16 protein-coding genes are annotated in these 15,097 nt (G+C 60.2%); 12 read left to right on the top strand and 4 right to left on the bottom strand.

Going from position 1 to position 15,097, the window contains the following annotated elements; translation table 11 throughout:
- Nucleotides 1–163 precede the first annotated feature (163 nt).
- From ISP18_RS15655 to ISP18_RS15625, 7 genes are all read left to right on the top strand, one after another.
- Complete coding sequence (locus ISP18_RS15655) at nucleotides 164–2,389, top strand: NADP-dependent isocitrate dehydrogenase (protein ID WP_380013951.1); 2,226 nt, start codon at nucleotides 164–166, stop codon at nucleotides 2,387–2,389.
- A 114-nt stretch (nucleotides 2,390–2,503) separates the two neighbouring features.
- Nucleotides 2,504–2,806 carry a type II toxin-antitoxin system RelB/DinJ family antitoxin gene (locus ISP18_RS15650; RefSeq protein ID WP_380013948.1) on the top strand — a complete coding sequence of 101 codons (303 nt, stop codon included), beginning with the start codon at nucleotides 2,504–2,506 and terminating at the stop codon, nucleotides 2,804–2,806.
- Nucleotides 2,807–2,809: 3 nt separating this feature from the next.
- Nucleotides 2,810–3,118, top strand: a complete 309-nt coding sequence (locus ISP18_RS15645) for a type II toxin-antitoxin system RelE/ParE family toxin (RefSeq protein ID WP_380013945.1) — start codon at nucleotides 2,810–2,812, stop codon at nucleotides 3,116–3,118.
- Nucleotides 3,119–3,191: 73 nt separating this feature from the next.
- Entirely contained in the window at nucleotides 3,192–4,229 is a 1,038-nt protein-coding gene (locus ISP18_RS15640) for a TraB/GumN family protein (RefSeq protein WP_380013942.1), read from the top strand.
- Nucleotides 4,230–4,453: 224 nt separating this feature from the next.
- Nucleotides 4,454–5,305: a DUF2167 domain-containing protein gene (locus ISP18_RS15635; RefSeq protein ID WP_380013939.1), complete on the top strand. Its 852-nt coding sequence runs from the start codon at nucleotides 4,454–4,456 to the stop codon at nucleotides 5,303–5,305.
- Nucleotides 5,302–6,024, top strand: coding sequence for a hypothetical protein (locus ISP18_RS15630; protein WP_380013936.1), 723 nt, complete (start codon nucleotides 5,302–5,304; stop codon nucleotides 6,022–6,024). Before ISP18_RS15635 ends, ISP18_RS15630 begins: the two co-directional genes overlap by 4 nt.
- Nucleotides 6,021–6,404, top strand: a complete 384-nt coding sequence (locus ISP18_RS15625) for a J domain-containing protein (protein WP_380013933.1) — start codon at nucleotides 6,021–6,023, stop codon at nucleotides 6,402–6,404. The genes ISP18_RS15630 and ISP18_RS15625 overlap by 4 nt, the downstream gene beginning before the upstream one ends.
- Before the next feature lie 33 nt (nucleotides 6,405–6,437).
- On the opposite strand, the gene ISP18_RS15620 is transcribed toward ISP18_RS15625, so the two are convergent.
- Nucleotides 6,438–7,388, bottom strand: coding sequence for an aldo/keto reductase (locus tag ISP18_RS15620; protein ID WP_380013930.1), 951 nt, complete (start codon nucleotides 7,386–7,388; stop codon nucleotides 6,438–6,440).
- Between the two features lie 84 nt (nucleotides 7,389–7,472).
- The gene (locus ISP18_RS15615) at nucleotides 7,473–7,652 is read right to left on the bottom strand and encodes a hypothetical protein (protein WP_380013927.1); all 180 of its coding nucleotides are present in this window, start codon (nucleotides 7,650–7,652) and stop codon (nucleotides 7,473–7,475) included.
- Nucleotides 7,653–7,754: 102 nt separating this feature from the next.
- Between ISP18_RS15615 and ISP18_RS15610 the strand changes: the two genes are divergently transcribed.
- Entirely contained in the window at nucleotides 7,755–8,672 is a 918-nt protein-coding gene (locus tag ISP18_RS15610) for a LysR substrate-binding domain-containing protein (protein ID WP_380013924.1), read from the top strand.
- A gap of 9 nt (nucleotides 8,673–8,681) precedes the next feature.
- On the opposite strand, the gene ISP18_RS15605 is transcribed toward ISP18_RS15610, so the two are convergent.
- Nucleotides 8,682–9,527 (bottom strand): energy transducer TonB, encoded by an 846-nt coding sequence (locus ISP18_RS15605; protein WP_380013921.1) that lies wholly within the window; start codon nucleotides 9,525–9,527, stop codon nucleotides 8,682–8,684.
- A gap of 179 nt (nucleotides 9,528–9,706) precedes the next feature.
- Between ISP18_RS15605 and ISP18_RS15600 the strand changes: the two genes are divergently transcribed.
- The 3 genes from ISP18_RS15600 to ISP18_RS15590 all read left to right on the top strand — a co-directional run bounded on the left by ISP18_RS15600 (nucleotide 9,707) and on the right by ISP18_RS15590 (nucleotide 12,125).
- Nucleotides 9,707–10,369: an NYN domain-containing protein gene (locus ISP18_RS15600; protein ID WP_380013918.1), complete on the top strand. Its 663-nt coding sequence runs from the start codon at nucleotides 9,707–9,709 to the stop codon at nucleotides 10,367–10,369.
- A gap of 223 nt (nucleotides 10,370–10,592) precedes the next feature.
- A complete protein-coding gene (locus ISP18_RS15595; RefSeq protein WP_380013915.1) occupies nucleotides 10,593–11,513 on the top strand; it encodes a class I SAM-dependent methyltransferase in 921 nt (306 codons plus the stop codon).
- Between the two features lie 75 nt (nucleotides 11,514–11,588).
- Nucleotides 11,589–12,125, top strand: coding sequence for a pseudouridine synthase (locus ISP18_RS15590; protein ID WP_380013912.1), 537 nt, complete (start codon nucleotides 11,589–11,591; stop codon nucleotides 12,123–12,125).
- Nucleotides 12,126–12,212: 87 nt separating this feature from the next.
- Here ISP18_RS15590 and ISP18_RS15585 read toward each other — a convergent pair whose 3' ends face one another.
- Nucleotides 12,213–12,998, bottom strand: coding sequence for a TatD family hydrolase (locus ISP18_RS15585; protein WP_380013909.1), 786 nt, complete (start codon nucleotides 12,996–12,998; stop codon nucleotides 12,213–12,215).
- A gap of 239 nt (nucleotides 12,999–13,237) precedes the next feature.
- Here ISP18_RS15585 and gspE point away from each other — a divergent pair, with 239 nt between their 5' ends.
- Nucleotides 13,238–14,971: a type II secretion system ATPase GspE gene (gspE, locus tag ISP18_RS15580; protein WP_380013906.1), complete on the top strand. Its 1,734-nt coding sequence runs from the start codon at nucleotides 13,238–13,240 to the stop codon at nucleotides 14,969–14,971.
- The last annotated feature ends 126 nt before the right edge of the window (nucleotides 14,972–15,097 follow it).

Raw genomic sequence — 15,097 nt, 5'->3', positions numbered from 1 at the left:
GAAAACGCGACAATGAGCAGCTTTCATGGATCCCGTCGCCATGCAGATGGCTTGATTTCGGCGGATCCGACGCCACTAGCGTGGGGCGCGTCGCATGTTCCGTCCTTGGCTTTGCGGCGTTTCCCTTGTGCATACGCCGTAGCCAGAGAGGTTTGCCAGACCCATGTCCCAGACGCCGAAGATCATCTACACGCTGACGGATGAAGCTCCGTACCTTGCCACGCAGTCCCTGCTGCCGATCATCAAAGCCTATACCGCGACGGCGGGCATCGCGGTGGAAACGCGCGACATCTCGCTGGCCGGCCGCATCCTGGCGCAGTTCTCCGACACGCTGAAAGACGGCCAGAAAATCGCCGACGACCTCACCGAGTTGGGCCAATTGGCTACCACGCCGGACGCCAACATCATCAAGCTGCCCAACATCAGCGCCTCGATGCCGCAGCTCAAGGCAGCGATCAAGGAACTGCAGACCCAGGGGTATGCCTTACCGGACTATCCGGAAGACCCCAAGGACGTGAGCGACTGGAATATCCGCGCGCGCTACGACAAGGTGAAAGGCAGTGCCGTGAACCCGGTGCTACGCGAAGGCAACTCCGATCGCCGCGCACCGCTTTCGGTCAAGAACTACGCGCGCAAGCATCCGCACAAAATGGGTGCGTGGAGCGCGGATTCGAAAACTCACGTGGCGCAGATGAGCGGCGGCGATTTCTACGGCAGCGAGAAATCCGTCGTCGTCGATCAAGCCACCACGGTCAAGATCGAATGGTTCGGCAAGGACGGCAGCAGCACGATCCTGAAAGAGAAAACCAACCTCACTGCCGGCGAGATCATCGATGCCGCCGTGATGAGCAAGAAGGCGCTGGCCGGTTTTATCGACGCGCAGATCGAAGACGCGAAAAAGCAGGGTGTACTGTTCTCGCTACACCTGAAGGCCACGATGATGAAGGTCTCCGACCCCATCATGTTCGGCCAGGTGGTCAACGAGTTCTACAAGGACGTGCTCGCCAAGCACGCCGATACGCTCAAGAGCATCGGCTTCAACGCCAACAACGGCATCGGGGATCTATATGCGCGCATTGGCGCGTTGCCGGCGGACAAGCAGGCCGAGATCAAGGCGGACGTAGAAGCCGAATACGCCAAGCGTCCTGCGCTGGCGATGGTGAATTCCGACAAGGGCATCACTAACCTGCACGTGCCCAGCGACGTCATCATCGACGCGTCGATGCCGGCGATGATTCGCGACTCCGGCAAGATGTGGAACGCCGAAGGCAAGCTTGCGGACACCAAGGCGGTGATCCCGGACCGCAGCTACGCCGGCGTGTACCAGGCGGTGATCGAGGATTGCAAGGCGCACGGCGCCTACGATCCCACCACCATGGGCAGCGTGCCGAATGTCGGCTTGATGGCCCAGGCGGCCGAGGAATACGGCTCGCACGACAAGACCTTCCAGATCACCGGCGATGGTGTAGTGCGCGTGATCGACGCCAACGGCAAGGTGCTGCTGGAGCACAGCGTGGAAGCCGGTGACATCTGGCGCATGTGCCAGACCAAGGACGCGCCGGTGCAGGATTGGGTGAAATTGGCCGTGACCCGCGCGCGCCTCAGCAACACGCCTGCCGTGTTCTGGCTGGATGCGAACCGCGCACACGATGCGCAGATCATCAAGAAGGTGGAGCGCTATCTGAAGGATCACGACGTCAGTGGTCTGGACATCCGCACACTCACGCCGGTCGACGCCACCAAGTTCTCGCTAGAGCGTATCCGCAAGGGCCAGGACACCATTTCCGTCACTGGCAACGTGTTGCGCGACTACCTCACCGACCTGTTCCCGATCATGGAGCTGGGCACCAGCGCCAAGATGCTCTCCATTGTGCCGCTGATGGCCGGCGGTGGCCTGTTCGAAACCGGCGCCGGCGGTTCCGCGCCCAAGCACGTGCAGCAGTTCCTGGAAGAGAACTGCCTGCGCTGGGATTCGCTGGGTGAGTTCCTGGCGCTCGCCGCCTCGCTCGAACATCTCGCCAACCGCTACGACAACGCTGCTGCCCGTGTGCTGGCCAAGACGCTGGATGAGGCCAACGGCAAGTTCCTCGACAACAACAAATCCCCCGCGCGTAAGGTCGGCGAACTCGATAACCGCGGCAGCCACTTCTACTTGGCGCTGTATTGGGCACAAGCCCTGGCCGAGCAGAACGACGATGCCGCATTGAAGGCGAAGTTCACGCCGCTCGCCAAGGCGCTCACCGAGAACGAAGCGAAGATCGTCGCCGAGCTCAACGGCGCGCAGGGCAAGCCGGTGGATATCCACGGTTACTACCACGCGGACCTCGCGTTGATCAGCAAGGCGATGCGGCCCAGCGAGACGTTCAATGCAGCGCTCGCTGCGCTCTAAATGTCATTGATGTCACGGACTAAGAAAGGGCCCTTGGGGCCCTTTCTTTTTGGTCATTGATGCATTTGTCATTCAATTGCATTACAATCGGGTCGACCGTATCGGAGAACTGCGATGGCTTCCAATGCTCTGGTGCAAACACGCATCGATGCCGACGTAAAAGAGCGTGCTGCGGCTGTGTTGGACAGCATGGGGCTGACGGTATCGGATGCCGTTCGCATCCTGTTGACGCGCGTGGCCAAAGAAGGCGCATTGCCGTTTGATTTTGCCGTTGACCCGGCAGTGCACGATGCGTGGTTCCGCGCCAAGGTGCAGGAGGCGCTGAACGATCCGCGTCCGGCCATATCCGATGCGGATGTAGAAGCTCATTTTGCAAAGCGCCGCAAAGCGGCGTCGCGGAAAAGTCGAAAAGGGTAGTGCGTGAAGCTCGAATGGACGCGATGGGCCTTGATGGATCGTGACAGGATATTTGACTACCTTGAAGCCGAGAGTCCCTATACGGCGGTAATGCTCGACGAGCGCATACGCAAGCAGATTCAGCAGCTCAAGCGATTTCCTGAAAGTGGCCGGGTAGGTCGCGTGGAAGGCGCGCGAGAACTCGTGGTGCAGCGTACGCCTTACATCGTGGCCTACATGTGCACTGGCGATAGGGTGCGGATTTTGCGCATACTCCACGAAGCGCAGCAGTGGCCAGGCGATATGGCTGACATCCCCAAGCGCCACCGATGACTCGCCCATCCGCTCCAATGTTGGATCCTCACGGGTAAGGCTGTGCTTACTACCGATCCAGGAACGCCGACACATGCGTATTTACATGATCGCGGGATGGCTGGCTCTTCTTCTGGCGTTCCCTGCATGGCCTCAATCGACACCTGCTTCCTCCAGCAGCGCGCCGGCCCCATCCTCCGCCAATGCACCCCTGCTGCAGCCTGTCACCGTTACCGGCGAGCAACCAGGCCCCGGTTTGTGGAAGGTAAGCAAGGGCGATCACGTCATGTGGGTGCTCGGCACGATCACGCCGTTGCCCAGGGGCATGGAATGGCGCTCGAAGGAAGTGGAGCAGACGATCGCGCGCTCGCAGGAGGTGCTGGAATCGCCATCTGCGGAAGTGAAAGTGGACGCGGGCTTCTTCAGCAAGCTGCTGCTGCTGCCATCGGTCTACAGCGCGCGTAAGAATCCCGATGGCGCTACGCTGCAGCAGATTCTTCCGGCGCAAATGTATGAGCGCTGGGAAATCGTCAAGCAGCAATATTTCGGCAACGATCGCGGCGTTGAATACTGGCGCCCGATAGTGGTTGCCGTGAAGCTGTATCAGAAGGCGCTGGACAGGGCTGGGCTTACCAACGCCAACGATATCAACAAGGCCGTGTTCAAGCTGGCCGGCCAGCACGACGTGAAACGCATACCAGTGAAATACAAGCTGGTGGTGGAACATCCCCGCGAGGCGCTGGATGCCATCAAGCAGACCAACCTGCACGACATCAGCTGCTTCAACCAGACGCTGAATACTGTGCAAGACGATATGGGCAATCTGGCCGCGCGTGCCAATGCATGGTCCACCGGAGACATTCAAACCTTGCGGGGATTTGCCGTCAACGACCGCCACGAATCCTGCATTATCGCCGTGGTCAATGCCGATTTCGCCGAACCGCTCGGGCTGCACGATCTGCCGCAGCGCATGGAGCAGGCATGGCTCGATGCGGCGGAAGCGGCACTGATCCGCAACACGCAAACCTTTGCCGTGCTGCCGATGGATCAGGTGTTATCCCCGGACGGCTTTCTGGCCAAACTGAAAGCCAAGGGATATTCGGTTCAATCGCCGGACGAGTTGAATCCCTAGCATGTGTCACTAATGAGCAAGGAAGCATGGAAGCCGTCATGGGTAAGTTACTGATATCCGTCATCGCTATTGCGCTTGCAATCTTTGCTACGCGTTATTTGCAATTGCGTTTCAAGCAGAATCCGGCGGGCAAGTCTTAGATAGACGCCCTCTTGAAACGATGGCCATCACCCCTGCTACAGTATCCCGGGGTGTACGGAATCGCTCGGCAAAGGGGAAGGATAATGAAAAGGTTTTTTACAGTGCTTGTCGCACTGTTTCTTGTAGTGTCCGGTAGCCTGGCCGTTGCGCAGGAACGGCAAAGTCCCTTGAATGCATTGCCTTGGAAGATGGGGCCGGACACGGTAAAGCTGGGGAACAAAGCGACGCTGAACGTCCCGGACGGTTATGCGTTTCTGGATGCGGCCGGCAGCCGGTCGCTCAATGAAATACTGCACAATCCGCCGGTCGATGCGGACGAATACACGCTCGCGCCGAAGAGTCTCGACTGGATAGCATTTTTCTCCTACGAGGACATCGGTTACGTCAAGGACGATGAAAAAATCGATCCCGATGCGATTCTCGATTCGTACCGCAAAGGCACGGAAGAGAGCAACAAGCAACGCCGTTCGCACGGATGGAGTGAACTCAATATCCTCGGCTGGAACGCCAAGCCGGAATACGATTCGCAGATCAAGTCGCTGGCCTGGTCCATCCTTGCCGAGGATGTGCAGTCCCAGCACAAGATCATCAATTACAACACGCGTCTGCTGGGCAGGCACGGTGTGATGGATGTGGTTGTCGTCACGTCGCCAACGAAACTCGCTACCGCGATCAGCGACTTCAAGAGCGCCTTGCCTGGATTTCAGTACACACCAGGCGAAAGCTATGCCGAATACCGTCCCGGCGATCATGTGGCCGAATACGGACTTGCCGCGTTGATCACTGGCGGTGCGGTGGCGGTGGCGGCCAAGAAGGGTTTGTTCACGGTGCTCGGCACCTTCCTGGTGGCTGCATGGAAGTTCTTGCTGGCGGGATTCGTCGCGGTCGGCGCCTGGTTCAAGAATCTGTTCAAGAAAAAAACGCAGGTTCGATGACTCTGTACGACGGATTGCTGCTGTTGGGCGGAGTCGTGGTGCTGTATCTCTACGACTCTGCCCTGCTGCTTTTCCATAACGAGATCGTGCTGGTGGGGCAGCGGCATGGCTACGGGGTTTCCGCAGGTTCCGGCTTAGAGCTGGCCGGGCGGCACGTCTATCTGCCATCGCCACTTTTCCCGCACCAGCCGTTGTTTCGTATGAGCTGGCCGCAGAATGGCGTGCCCGCCAGACATGCGCCACTGATACGCGTACGACGCGTGCGCGTGGCGCTGGCGGCGGCTTCTGGTTGGATGCTCCTGCTGCTGGTGCTCTTCGCGGTGGGCTTGCCGTACGTGCTGCTCGTGACGCGCGATGCCCGGCTGCTGCTCGCATGGATTGCAGCCGTCTATACCGTGATCGGCATTCTGTTGATGCATGTTTATCGCCACCGAAAGACGTTGAACCTGTCGCGCCGTGCGGTAGTAGCCATCGCTATGGATGCGCTGCTGTGTGCGCCGTTTGCATTGAACATGGTGCGAAAGATCGGGCTGCGGCAGCGCCTGGACGTTGATCTGCGCACTGCGGCAAACAGCATGCTGTCCGCTAACGCCAATCGCGAGTTGCTGGCTATTCTTCGCCAGCGTATCCAAACAAGCCTGGGCTTCGTCGAACCCGACGAGGTCGCATCCCACGCCTTGGCTACCTATCTGGCCGACTTCGAGGGTTTGTGCAAATGACCGTCGTAGATGTGGTTGTTATCGTGGCAGGTTTGCTGTTCGGCTATCGGCTCGTCAGCCATTATCTTTCGCCGCGCGTGGATGACGGACAGAGGCATTCGCGCAGCGATAGCAACCGTCAGAACGAAGCGCCGCGCCAACAGTCGTGGGAGCGCAATTGGGAACCGCCGAAGCCGGAAGCGCCGGCTTGGTTTGAGGTATTGGAAGTCTCGGAACAGGCCGATGTAGCGCAGATCGAACGCGCCTATCGCTTGAAGATGAGCCAACATCATCCCGATAAAGTCGCGCAACTGGGCGAGGACATCCGTCGGCTTGCCGAGGCCAAGTCCAAGGAAATCAATGCCGCCTACGAGACGGCGATGCAGTTGCGCCGACCGTAGTCGCCATGACTTCCATGCGGATATAGCCGCAGATCAGAAACTTGCGGTCGCATCGTTCAACGCGGAAATCTCATCTTGCATCAGCGATAGGTTTACCGCGCCGACGAGCTCGCGCAACTGTTCGACCGTCGTCGCGCTGGCGATCGGCGCGGCAATGCCTGGACGAGCGATCAGCCAAGCTAGGGCTACTTGCGATGGCGTGGCTTTATGCGCAGATGCAATGTCATCCAGCGTGGCTAGCACCTTCAAACCTTGCGGCGTTAGGTATTTCTTCACCGCGCCGCCGCGCGCACGGCTCTTGGCCAGGTCTGCTTCGCTGCGGTACTTGCCGCTGAGGAAGCCGCTGGCCAGAGCGTAGTAATTGATCACACCGACGTTTTCCTGGCGTATCAGCGGTTCAAGTTCCTGCTCGTAACCTTTGCGGCTGACCAGGTTGTATTCGGGCTGCAGGCTTTCGTAGCGTGGCAGGTTGTGTTCCTGCGAAACTTTCAGTGCTTCAGCGAAGCGGTCAGCAGTGTAGTTGGAAGCGCCGATCGCGCGCACCTTGCCTTCCTCGATCAACTTGGCAAAGGCGCCCAGCGTTTCATCCAGAGGCACCGTGGCATCATCTTCGTGCGCTTGGTACAGGTCGATGTGGTCGGTCTGTAGACGCTTGAGCGAGCCCTCAAGCGCCTGGCGTATGTTCATCGGTGAGAGGCCGCGATGCTCCACCCATTTGGCAACTTTGGTGGCGATCAGCACTTTGTCGCGCTTGCCGCTGCGCTTAAGCCACTTGCCGATGATGGTTTCCGATTCGCCACCGCGATTGCCCGGCACCCACGCCGAATAGACGTCCGCGGTATCGATCAGGTTGAAGCCGGCGTCGACGAAGGCGTCGAGCAGTTCGAACGAGCGTTGTTCATCCACGCTCCATCCGAACACATTGCCACCAAAGGCAAGCGGGGCGACGGAAAGGGTAGAGCGGCCCAGTTGGCGCAGTTGCATCAAAACGATCCTCGGCAGATTGGGCGAACGGCCGCCATGCGGCGGCGTGTAACCCTTGCCGAGTTGGGTGCGGGTGCGCCGTAATCAAGCGCAGCAGGTAGACTCGTCGTGCGGGTCGACGGGTAGCGGAAGCTGGGTGACATTCACTTCCACCGGTTTCTGCTCACAACCGCAGGGCGGTGCATCCGGACGCCAGGCTAGCGCGGCAGAGGGTGTGGTGATGTAGCCGTGAAGGAACAACAGATCAACCCATGGCGAACGCATGGTGGTAGGTTCCTGGCAGGTTTGGGGTTATGTGCAAGGTAGTGGCGTGGCCTGGCAAGAAAAAGCGATATATTCGCAAGCCAGGTTTGAGGGATATTCAAAATGAGCCGTGTACCGCTCAGCCTTCTGCAGCAATTCGTGCAGGTGGCACGATTGGGCAATCTGTCGCGTGCCGCCGAGCAGGCCAACCTCACCGTCAGCGCGTTGAGTCATCAGATGCGGCAGTTGGAAGAGCGCCTGGAGCGACGCCTGTTCGAGCGCGGTCCGCGCGGCGTGACGCTCACCGCGGAAGGCTGCGACCTGCTCGAAGCGGTGGGTGAGCATTTTGACGGTATCGAACATGCGCTGGGGCGCTATCGCCAACGGCGTCATGACGCGCTCACCGTCAGCGCCAGCCCCGGCATCATTTCCAGCTGGTTGATGCCGCGCTTGCCGAGCCTACTTGCCATGCATCCGGAGTTGGAACTCAACCTGCAATCCACCAATGTGCTAGTGAATTTCGAGCGCGAGGCGGTCGATGCTGGCGTGCGCTACGGCAAGGGCGAGTGGGAGGGCCTGCGCAGCGAATATCTCTTCGGCGAATGGATTGCACCGGTGGCTGCGCCGTCGCTGGTGGAACGCATGGCTGGCGCCGATCCGCTGGATCTCGCGCAGTGGCCGTTGATCGGCGATCCCAATCGCAACAACCGCTGGAACGACTGGTTCGCGCACTACGGCGGCGAACCGCCGCATCGCTACATCGCGCACGTGGATACCATCGACGCCTTGCGCCAAGCGGCCCTGGAAGGTTTGGGCGTGGCGCTCGGCCGCATGGTCACGTCCAAATCATGGATCGATGCGGGCCGGCTGGTAGTGCTGGGCGATCGCTACCTACCCGTGCCGGAGGCGTATCACCTGGTGTATCCGCCGCGCTCGGAAGATCACCGCGGCATGGCGACGTTTCGCGCATGGCTGCATGAGGAAGCTGAAGTGTATTGTCGGGAGATGCCGCAGCCGCAGCGAGATGAGGCTGCGGCGTAGATAAGGTGGTTAGGCGCCGTCGAGTGCGGTTGTCAGATGCAGCGATGGATCGGCCTGGGAAATGCTGCCAGCGGGAATGGCATCGGACGACGACTGCTGCGGATTGCTCTGATGCCAGGGTATCAATTCACGCGGACCAGGAATGTAGGGCTCCCATTTGCCGTAGGTGTCTTCCTGCGGTAAGTTCGCCGGCCGCAAATTGAAATTCACCGGTACGCGCACGTCCCAGTAGGGATCCAGCACATGGCTACCAGTGGTGGGCAGGTTGTACGTCCAACTCTTGGCAGCATCCAACGCTGCATTGCCGAGCACGGTGCGGAAATGGTGCATCTGCGCTTCGCGCCCGTATACACCCAGGTTCACCTGCTCTACCGCGACTTTTTCAACCTGACCTTCCTTATTGACACGCAAGAGCAGAAAGACCGTGCCATCCACGCGAGCATCGATGGCTGCCGGCGGATATCTGGGCGGCTGTCGGTCCTTGTACGTGACATGATCGGTTGCGTGGGCATCCGCATCGCCGAAGTTGGCGCTGCTGATGCGGAGCGAATCGTGTTGGTCATCGACAGGTTTTGCGACGATGCGCAGACTCATCTTAGCCCGCTGGATTGCATCCACGCGCTCGGCAAAGCGGAACTTCCAGCCGGGTACGCTCTTCTTGATGAGATCGACGACGGAAGGGGGAATCTTCTCGGGTCGGTCGAGGGTGTACTGGTAGACACCACCATCGGGGGCTACTTCGATCGATCCCGTCACCAGCATGGTGGCTTCGGCGGTCTTGCGTATATCGCTGGTACCTGCCCAAGCCACACAAGCCATCAGCGTACAGAGCGCCGCTGCAATCCATCGTTTCATGCGCCATCCCCTTGCAAGATGCGGCGAGTATAGCTTGCCAAATGGACGTCCACATGCCTGCGTGGGTGCGCGTCAGTGAAAGGGTTACGGCATTCCCTGCACTTACCGTAAACTATTGATCGCCGAATATTATCGATCGGCGATACATCTCATCTTCGTGGCACTCATAAGGATTCTCTATGCCAAGCACCGCCATCCTCATCGACGGCGCTTTCTTCCTTGCCCGCTATCGCAAAGTGTGGGGTGACCGCGACGCCAATGACGCGCGCACCGTGGCCAAGACTCTGTTCGGTATGGCGCTGGAGCACCTCAAGGCGCTGGATCGTCCGCGCGAAGCGCTCTATCGCATCTTCTTCTACGATTGTCCTCCGCTGGAAAAAGTGCTGATCAAGCCGATCAGCGGCGAGAGCATCGATTACTCGCGCACCGGCGCCGCCGCCTTTCGCCGTGACTTGCACGATCAGCTGCGTCGCCAGCGCAAGATGGCGTTACGGCTGGGGCGGCTCGGCGATCGCGGCGAGTGGAAGCTCAAGCATCAGGCTTATCAGCAATTGCGCGACGAGTCGTTGTATTGGGATGAGTTGACTGACGAGCACTTCGAGCCGGACATGCGCCAGACGCAGGTCGATATGAAGATCGGCATCGACATCGCGGCGCTCTCCTACAAGAAGCAGGTGGATCAGATCATCCTGGTGGCGGGAGACGCAGACTTCATCCCGGCGGCGAAGCTGGCGCGCTACGAGGGCATCGATTTCATTCTCGATCCCATGTGGCAGGGCATCGCGCCGGATCTGCACGAGCATATCGACGGCCTGCAATCGGTCTGTCCGCGGCCGTTCTGAGCATCCCTAAGCTCGGGTTGGATGGGCGAGGTACGGCAGGCCCCGCCCGCACTCCTCTTTGCCATCTTCGACGTGCATGATGGCGACGCAGGTGCGGCCACGCCGCACTATTCTCCCGCGCGTGCGTTGCGGACGGTGCGGCGTTCGTGAATTAATCGTAAAATGTCCACGTTCGCTGTACGGCGCTTGCGGCAGGCTGTCGCATAACATCTGAGGAATCGTCATGAGACTCAAGTTCGCCTTCGGATTGTCCGTTGCCCTGTTGTTTGCCGGCATGGCACATGCACAACAGGCCGCGCAGGATCAGCCCACGGGCGATCTGGTGCCCCCGACCAGCGCCAGCGACTTCACTTCAGGCCAGCTCGATGCGGTGCTTGCCGGTTCCTGGCGCTCCGAGCACAACAAGGCGCGCGACGTCTATCGCCACCCCAAGGCCACGCTGCAGTTCTTCGGCCTGCAGCCGGACAAGACGGTGATCGAAATCACCCCAGGCGGCGGCTGGTATACCGAGATCCTGGCGCCACTGCTGCGCGACAACGGTCACTACATTGCCGCGGTACCCGGCGGAAACGGCGCGGAAGACCGGCAGGATGCCGATGCGCTGCGCACCATGTTCAAGGCCAACCCGACCGAATACGGCAAGGCCAGCATCGCCACTTTCAATCCCAAGGCACCGGTGCTCGGGCCGCCCGGCTCGGCCGACATGGTGCTGACTTTCCGCAACGTGCATAACTGGACGATGGCCGGCAATGCGGAGGCCATGTTCAAGGCGTTCTATGCGGTGCTGAAAACCGGCGGCACGCTGGGCGTGGTGGATCACCGCGCCGCGTCGGGCGCCAATCTGGATGCCATCAAGAGCAGCGGCTATCTGCCCACCGATTACGTGATCAAGCTCGCCACCGACGCCGGCTTCAAGCTGGACGGACAGAGCGAGATCAACGCTAATCCTAAGGACACCAAGAACTATCCCAAGGGCGTGTGGACGCTGCCGCCGACGTTGACCCTGGGCGATAAGGATCGCGACAAGTATCTAGCCATTGGCGAATCGGACCGCATGACGCTGCGCTTCGTGAAAGTGGGCGTTAACAAAGCGCCGTCGATGCCTGCGTCGACGACCTCGGTCTCCAGTCCAAGCGCACATTAAAGCGTAGGCTGGGATGCCAATCCCAGCTTACGGTTCTTCAGGGGGCGGCTTGTTTATCGGGCGAACGAAAACGCCATGCTGATTGCGCTGAACAAGCCGTTCGGTGTGTTGTGCCAGTTCACCACCCATGATGATCGCCCCACTTTGGCTGACTACGTACAGCAGAAAGACGTCTACCCGGCCGGTCGTCTGGACCACGATAGCGAAGGCTTGCTGCTGCTGACGGACAGCGGCGTGTTGGCGCATCGCCTCACCGATCCGAAGCACAAGCAGCCGAAGACGTATCTGGTGCAAGTGGACGGTGTGATTACCGACGACGCCGTACAGGCATTGCGCCGCGGTGTGACGTTGAACGATGGACCCACCTTGCCGACCATCGCCGAGCACGCGCAAGAACCGTCATGGCTGTGGCCGCGCGATCCGCCGGTGCGTTTTCGCAAGAGCATTCCCACGAGCTGGCTGTCGATCACCTTGCGCGAAGGGCGCAATCGGCAGGTGCGCCGTATGACGGCGGCGATGGGGTTTCCGACATTGCGGTTGATACGCGTGCGGATGGGTGGGTACGCGTTGGATGGGTTGTTGCCTGGTGAGACGCGAGTGCTGTTGCGGTGATGCTCGTTATTCAACGTAACCACATGGCCGTCATTCCCGTTTTCGCGGGAATGATGGCCGTTGGGGACTACGGATACTGATGAGACATCACAAACCAAAAAACGCCCGCGCCGCCGCCGTGCTATTCGCCGCCGTCACTTCAACCGGCTCGCCGCGATCCCGCGCAATCTCCACGCAGATATGCTTCAAATACATTGGCTCATTGCGTCGATGACTCGGTTGCGGCCGCACTGTGCGCGGTAACAGATACGGCGCATCCGTTTCGATCATCAGTCGATTGGCGGGAATCTCGCGCACGAATTCGCGCAGGTGCGTGCCGCGCCGTTCGTCGCAGATCCAGCCGGTGATGCCGATATGGCAATCCAGGGCAAGGTAATCGTGCAGCGCCTCGCGCGTGTCGGTGAAGCAATGCACCACCGCCGCCGGCACCTTGTCGCGGTAGCGCTTCAGCAGGGCGAAAAAATCATGATGCGCATCGCGCTGGTGCAGGAACAGCGGCTTGCCTACGTCCGCGGCGATCCGCAACTGGCGTTCGAATACGTCCAACTGCACGTCTCGCGGTGAGTAATTGCGGTGATAGTCCAGGCCCGTCTCGCCCACGGCGCGCACCTGCGGCGACCTTGCCAGTTCGCGCAGGCGGGCATCAGTTAAGTCGTTGTAATCGACGGCGTGGTGCGGATGCACGCCCGCCGTGGCGTACAGCACGTCGGGATGTGCATTAGCCAGTTCCAATGCATGCTCGCTACCGTTTTGTGACGCGCCAGTGACCACCATTTGAATCACCCCATGCGCCGCGGCGCGCGCCATCACAGCATCGAAATCGTGCCGGAACGACTCATGGGTGAGATTGGCCCCGATATCGACAAGCTGCATGCTGAACCCTTTCAAAGGTTCCATTGTCCCATCTGCGAACGGTCTGATCCATGTGCACGGCTTTCACGTTTTCCGAAGACTTCGACTCACCACAGCATGAACGGGTGGGCAGTATGCGGCGGCGAGGCTCGCCAGTCGCTTTAGGTATGTGTTACCAATGGGAGTGACCAGCTTGGCGGACAGGGGTGCCAGGCAAGCAGAAGTATTGAGCAGTTATAGCGACCAATGGGGTGGAAACCATGTCGGCAGCCTTGAAGCCGGCGTCCCTCGGGACGATAGAGGCCACGGAAGACCATGAAGCGGCAGTGTGCGCACTGCTGGTCGCACGCGGCCGCCTGAAAGACAACGATCTGGCGCGCGCCAAGCGGCTGCATGAGGAGGCGCCGGAGGGTACGCTTACGACCTTGCTCGCCCGACTGGGGCTGGTGTCCGAGCGTGACCTCGCCGAAGCCTGGTCAGAGCGCTTGCATGCGCCCCTGCTAGCCGCGCGCGATGCGCCGGACATGCCCCCGGCCGATTTCGACGTGTCCGTGCGCTTTCTCAAGCAGCAGCACGTCGTACCGGTGCGTGTGGGCGAGGACGGTCTCACCCTCCTCGTCGCCGATCCGGCCGATCCTTATCCTTTGCACGCGGTGCAACTCGCCTCGGGCAAACCGGTGGCGCTGTGCATCGGCGTGCGCTCGGAAATCGATGACCTGATCGAGCGCTACTACGGCCAGGGCCGTTCCGCGATGGGCACCATCGTGGAAAACCTCGACGGCAGTGCGGCAGAAGAAGACGACGTGGAGCATCTGCGCGATCTGGCTTCCGAAGCGCCCGTGATTCGCTTGGTGAACCTGATCCTGCAGCGCGCGGTAGAACAGCGCGCCTCCGACGTGCACATCGAGCCGTTCGAGAATCGCCTGAAAGTGCGCTACCGCATCGACGGCGTGCTGCACGAAGTGGAGGCGCCGCCATCCAGCTCCACCGCCGCGGTGATCAGCCGCGTGAAGATCATGGCCAAGCTCAACATTGCCGAGCGACGCCTGCCGCAAGATGGTCGTATCCAATTGCGCGTGCAGGGCAAGGAATTGGATCTGCGCGTATCCACCGTGCCCACCAGCTTCGGCGAATCGGTGGTGATGCGTATTCTCGATCGCGAAACGGTGGTGTTCGATTTCGCCTCGCTGGGCTTTACCGATCACTTCCAGAAGCGCTTCATCGATGTGTTGGAACGCCCGCACGGCATTCTGCTGGTAACCGGCCCGACGGGTTCCGGTAAAACCACCACACTCTACACCGCGCTGTCGAAGATCAATACGCCAGGCGTGAAGATCATCACCGTGGAAGATCCGGTGGAATACCAGCTCGAAGGTATCAATCAGATCCAGGTCAAGCCGCAGATCGGCCTGGACTTCGCCAATGCATTGCGCTCGATCATGCGTCAGGATCCAGACGTGATCATGATCGGCGAAATGCGCGACCTGGAAACCTGCCGCATCGCAATCCAGTCCGCGCTCACCGGTCACTTGGTGCTGTCCACGCTGCATACCAACAGCGCGTCCGGCGGCGTCACGCGTCTACTCGACATGGGCGTGGAAGATTATCTGCTCGGCTCCACCGTCAACGGCATTCTTGCGCAGCGCCTGGTGCGCCGGCTTGATCCGGAAACCGCGATTGCTTACGAAGCGCCGCCGGAAGTCGTCAAGGAATTCGAGCTGGAGAAATACACCAACGAACGGCCGATCCGCCTATGGAAGCCCGGCACCAGCACGACCAATCCCACCGGCTACCGTGGCCGCCGCGCCATCATGGAATTCCTGGTGATGAGCGATGCGCTGCGCCGTCTGGTGATGCAGCGCGCCGATGCCGGTGAAATCGAGCGCCAGGCCCGCGTCGAAGGCATGCGCACGATGTACGAGGATGGCATCGCCAAGGCTGTGGCGGGCATCACCACCATTGAGGAGGTGTTGCGTGTTACGCAGGAGGGTTGAGAGCGGGGAACGGGGAACGGGGAACGGGGACATGCAAACGCCCCGTGTGCTTTGCGTTTCCCGCTCCATTGCTTTCTCTGGTCGTTACTGTTCACTTCATCGCGTGCGAGGTGCTGACGTTCCCCG

The organism is Dyella humi, from assembly GCF_044904605.1.
Taxonomy (GTDB): domain Bacteria; phylum Pseudomonadota; class Gammaproteobacteria; order Xanthomonadales; family Rhodanobacteraceae; genus Dyella_B; species Dyella_B humi.
The sequence above is the reverse complement of the archived record's forward strand: the minus strand, read 5'-3'. Positions and strand labels throughout refer to the sequence as shown.